Origin of the sequence: Vibrio sp. V10_P2A27P122 (assembly GCF_963874335.1) — a bacterium.
In the GTDB taxonomy this organism is placed as follows: domain Bacteria; phylum Pseudomonadota; class Gammaproteobacteria; order Enterobacterales; family Vibrionaceae; genus Vibrio; species Vibrio anguillarum.
On the sequence record NZ_CAWNHY010000143.1, the window covers coordinates 1 to 4058 of the forward strand.

General features: G+C 48.3%; 3 protein-coding genes. 2 read left to right on the forward strand and 1 reads right to left on the reverse strand.

What is annotated here, in order from left to right; all coding sequences use genetic code 11:
* A partial coding sequence (tkt, locus tag AACQ17_RS07065) for a transketolase (RefSeq protein ID WP_094167804.1) occupies positions 1 to 1849 on the reverse strand: 1849 nt, incomplete at its 3' end.
* Positions 1850 to 2178: 329 nt separating this feature from the next.
* Between tkt and metK the strand changes: the two genes are divergently transcribed.
* Together metK and AACQ17_RS07075 are read left to right on the forward strand one after the other, a co-directional pair.
* Entirely contained in the window at positions 2179 to 3333 is a 1155-nt protein-coding gene (gene metK, locus AACQ17_RS07070; protein WP_026027375.1) for a methionine adenosyltransferase, read from the forward strand.
* A 67-nt stretch (positions 3334 to 3400) separates the two neighbouring features.
* Positions 3401 to 3901, forward strand: a complete 501-nt coding sequence (locus AACQ17_RS07075; protein WP_094147702.1) for a SprT family zinc-dependent metalloprotease — start codon at positions 3401 to 3403, stop codon at positions 3899 to 3901.
* Positions 3902 to 4058: the final 157 nt, after the last annotated feature.

Genomic DNA, 4058 nt, shown 5'->3' on the forward strand with positions numbered 1-4058 from the left:
CAATTGCAATACGCTTAGTCACGGCGGCTGGTAGTACGGCTTCGCGGTAGGCTGCGTCTTGTTTATCAAACGCATCGGTCGATGGCATCGAAACTACGCGCACTTTCTTACCTTCTGCTGTAAGTTGCTCTGCGGCTTTTACCGCCAGTTCAACTTCAGAGCCAGTGGCAATCAGGATAAGCTCAGGCTGACCAGCGCACTCTTTTAGGATGTAACCACCTTTCGCGATATCCGCAACTTGCGTTTCACTGCGTGGCTGCTGCGCTAGGTTTTGACGAGAGAAAATCAGCGCTGATGGGCCATCTTTACGCTCAATCGCCAACTTCCATGCGACGGCTGATTCCACTTGGTCACACGGACGCCATGTGCTCATGTTCGGTGTCAAACGCAGTGAAGCCACTTGCTCCACCGGTTGATGGGTTGGGCCATCTTCACCCAAGCCAATCGAGTCATGAGTGTAGACTTGGATGTTCTGAATCTTCATCAGCGCGGCCATTCGCATTGCATTACGGGCGTATTCCATAAACATCAGGAAGGTTGCGCCGTAAGGAACGAAGCCGCCGTGCAGCGCGATACCATTCATGATGGCAGTCATACCGAATTCACGCACACCGTAGTGAATGTAGTTACCCGAGAAATCTTCCGCCGTGAGCGATTGAGAGCCCGACCACATGGTGAGGTTAGACGGTGCCAAGTCCGCCGAGCCGCCCATAAATTCTGGCAGCATTTTACCAAACGCTTCCAGCGCATTTTGTGACGCTTTACGTGACGCAATATTGGCTGGGTTAGCTTGAAGGTCAGCGATAATTTGACTCGCTTTCGCTTCCCATTCTGCTGGCAACTCGCCATTTACGCGGCGTTTGAACTCAGCGGCTTCGGCTGGGTAAGCGGCGGCGTAGGCTTCAAACTTGGCGTTCCAATCGGTTTCTTTCGCTTGGCCAGCTTCTTTGGCATCCCACTGCGCGTAAATGTCGGCAGGGATGTGGAAAGGTGCATGCGACCAACCCAGGAATTCACGCGCTGCTTTGATTTCTTCAGCGCCTAAAGGGGCACCGTGACAGTCGTGTGAGCCCGCTTTGTTTGGCGAGCCAAAACCGATGATGGTTTTGGTGCAAATCAAGGTTGGACGAGGGTCTGCTTTCGCAGCCTCAATCGCGGCATTAATCGCTTCAGCGTTATGGCCATCAACCGCAGCAATAACATGCCAGCCGTACGCTTCAAAACGTTTTGGCGTGTCATCAGAGAACCAGCCTTCCACATGACCATCGATAGAGATGCCGTTGTCATCCCAAAACGCAATCAGTTTGCCAAGGCCCAGTGTGCCCGCCAGAGAACACGCCTCGTGCGAAATGCCTTCCATCAAACAGCCATCACCCATGAACACATAAGTGAAGTGGTCAACGATGTCGTGACCCGGTTTGTTGAACTGCGCCGCCAGTGCTTTTTCAGCCATCGCCATGCCGACCGCATTGGTAATACCTTGGCCTAATGGGCCCGTGGTGGTTTCAATGCCCGGCGCGTAACCGTATTCTGGGTGACCCGGTGTTTTTGAGTGCAATTGACGGAAGTTTTTCAAATCATCAATCGACAGCGCGTAACCGCTCAGGTGCAATAAAGAGTAAATCAGCATTGAGCCGTGGCCGTTTGACAGCACAAAACGGTCGCGGTCAGCCCATTGTGGGTTTTGTGGGTTATGGTTTAAGTGGCTACGCCAAAGCACTTCAGCGATATCCGCCATACCCATCGGTGCACCAGGGTGACCAGAGTTAGCTTGTTGAACACCGTCCATACTAAGAGCACGGATGGCATTGGCGAGTTCTTTATTAGAAACAAGGTTACGGGAAGACATGTCTGCTCCTGAGTGCATTAAGCGAATTCAAATTAACGGAAATGGGCTGAAAATAGCGCGGCTATTCTCTCAAAGCACTTTTCTCACTGCAAACGTTTTACTGGAGAAATAGTGCTCTTTAGCGCTTATTTTTAGGATAAAAAACCAAACTCCAATTTTTCATCTAAATTTAAGCAAACGTTTGGTTTACAGACAGGCGTAAAAATAACTTGTAATTCGACCATTCAAAACTAGAATAGACGTCTAGATGTAGAAACACCTACATAAACTAATGAATAACGATGGTGAGCGAAGCTTGCCATAGTCCAACGATTAAAAGTGGAGCTCTCATGGTTAAGCACCTGTTTACTTCTGAATCCGTTTCAGAAGGCCATCCAGATAAAATTGCAGACCAAATTTCTGATGCAGTTTTGGATGCGATTCTAGAACAAGACATCAAAGCGCGTGTTGCTTGTGAAACTTACGTGAAAACCGGCATGGTCATGGTTGGTGGTGAAATCACGACCTCTGCATGGGTGGACATTGAAGAGCTTACTCGCCAAACCGTTCGTGAAATTGGTTACGTCAACTCAGAGATGGGTTTCGATGCCAATTCTTGCGCTGTTTTGAATACCATTGGTAAACAGTCACCTGATATCAACCAAGGTGTTGATAAGGCCGACCCTAAAGAACAAGGCGCCGGTGACCAAGGTATTATGTTCGGTTACGCGACCAACGAAACTGAAATCCTGATGCCAGCACCGATCACCTACGCTCACCGCTTGATGCAAAAACAAGCAGAAGTGCGTAAAAATGGCACGCTTTCTTGGCTACGTCCTGATGCAAAATCTCAAGTTACCTTCCAATATGACCAAGGTAAAATTGTCGGAATTGATGCAGTCGTTCTTTCAACGCAACATTGCGACTCTATCTCGACAGCTGACCTACGCGAAGGCGTCATGGAAGAGATCATTAAGCCAGTGTTGCCAGCCGAGTGGCTTAGCAAAGAGACCAAATTTTTCATCAACCCAACCGGTCGTTTTGTGATTGGCGGCCCAATGGGTGACTGTGGTTTAACTGGTCGTAAGATCATCGTTGATACCTACGGCGGCGCAGCGCGTCACGGTGGTGGTGCATTCTCTGGTAAAGATCCATCAAAAGTAGACCGTAGTGCAGCCTACGCGGCGCGTTATGTAGCGAAAAACATCGTGGCGGCTGGCCTTGCTGACCGCTGTGAAATTCAGTTGTCATACGCCATTGGTATCGCAGATCCAACCTCAATCATGGTCGAAACCTTTGGTACTGAGAAAGTATCACAAGAGATCATCATTGAAGCGGTACGCCAGCACTTCGACCTACGCCCATACGGCCTACAAGAAATGCTCAATTTGCTGCAACCGATCTACAAGAAAACCGCCGCTTACGGTCACTTCGGCCGTGAAGAGTTTCCTTGGGAAGCGACTGACAAAGCCGCCATCCTGCGTGACTTTGCTGGCTTGAAGTAATTTTCAACCTAGTTTAAATTTGTAAGCCCTTGCTCATTCGCAAGGGCTTTTTTCTAGGAATGAATCTGTGCCTAATTTTGAGCTACATTACCGTGCGCAAGTAAAAGCAAAACAGTGCATCACAACCGCTCGTCACTATTTTCAACACGACTTCCCTATGCCGAGTATCAGCTATCAGTTACGGGGAAAGGCGGCAGGTAAGGCTTATTTACAACGTTGGGAAATCAGACTGAATCCAGTGCTGTTTGCTGAAAATCAACGCGCCTTTCTCGATGAAGTGATCCCACATGAAATCGCCCACCTAATTACCTACCAGCACTATGGTCGTGTTCGTCCACACGGTAAAGAGTGGCAGGCCGTGATGAATCAAGTGTTTCATTTACCAGCCAATACCACTCATCGCTTTGAAGTCTCTTCTGTGCAAGGCAAAACCTTTGAATATCACTGCGCCTGTGCGCATTATCCGCTCACTGTCCGTCGTCACAATAAAGTGATGCGCAATCAAGCCACCTACCGCTGTCAACACTGTGCACAAACGCTCCATTTTACTGGCGTGCAGCTTTCCTAAATAAACTTTGGTTGCTGCTACTTGAATCTACAGCTGTGTGGTTACACCCATCTGCAATTAACAACAAAAACATCATTTATTATTCTTTAATCTGAGTGTTAGACTAATAAAAACCATACTTATATCAGTCTAAATGATGTCCTATTTTCGCTTATTA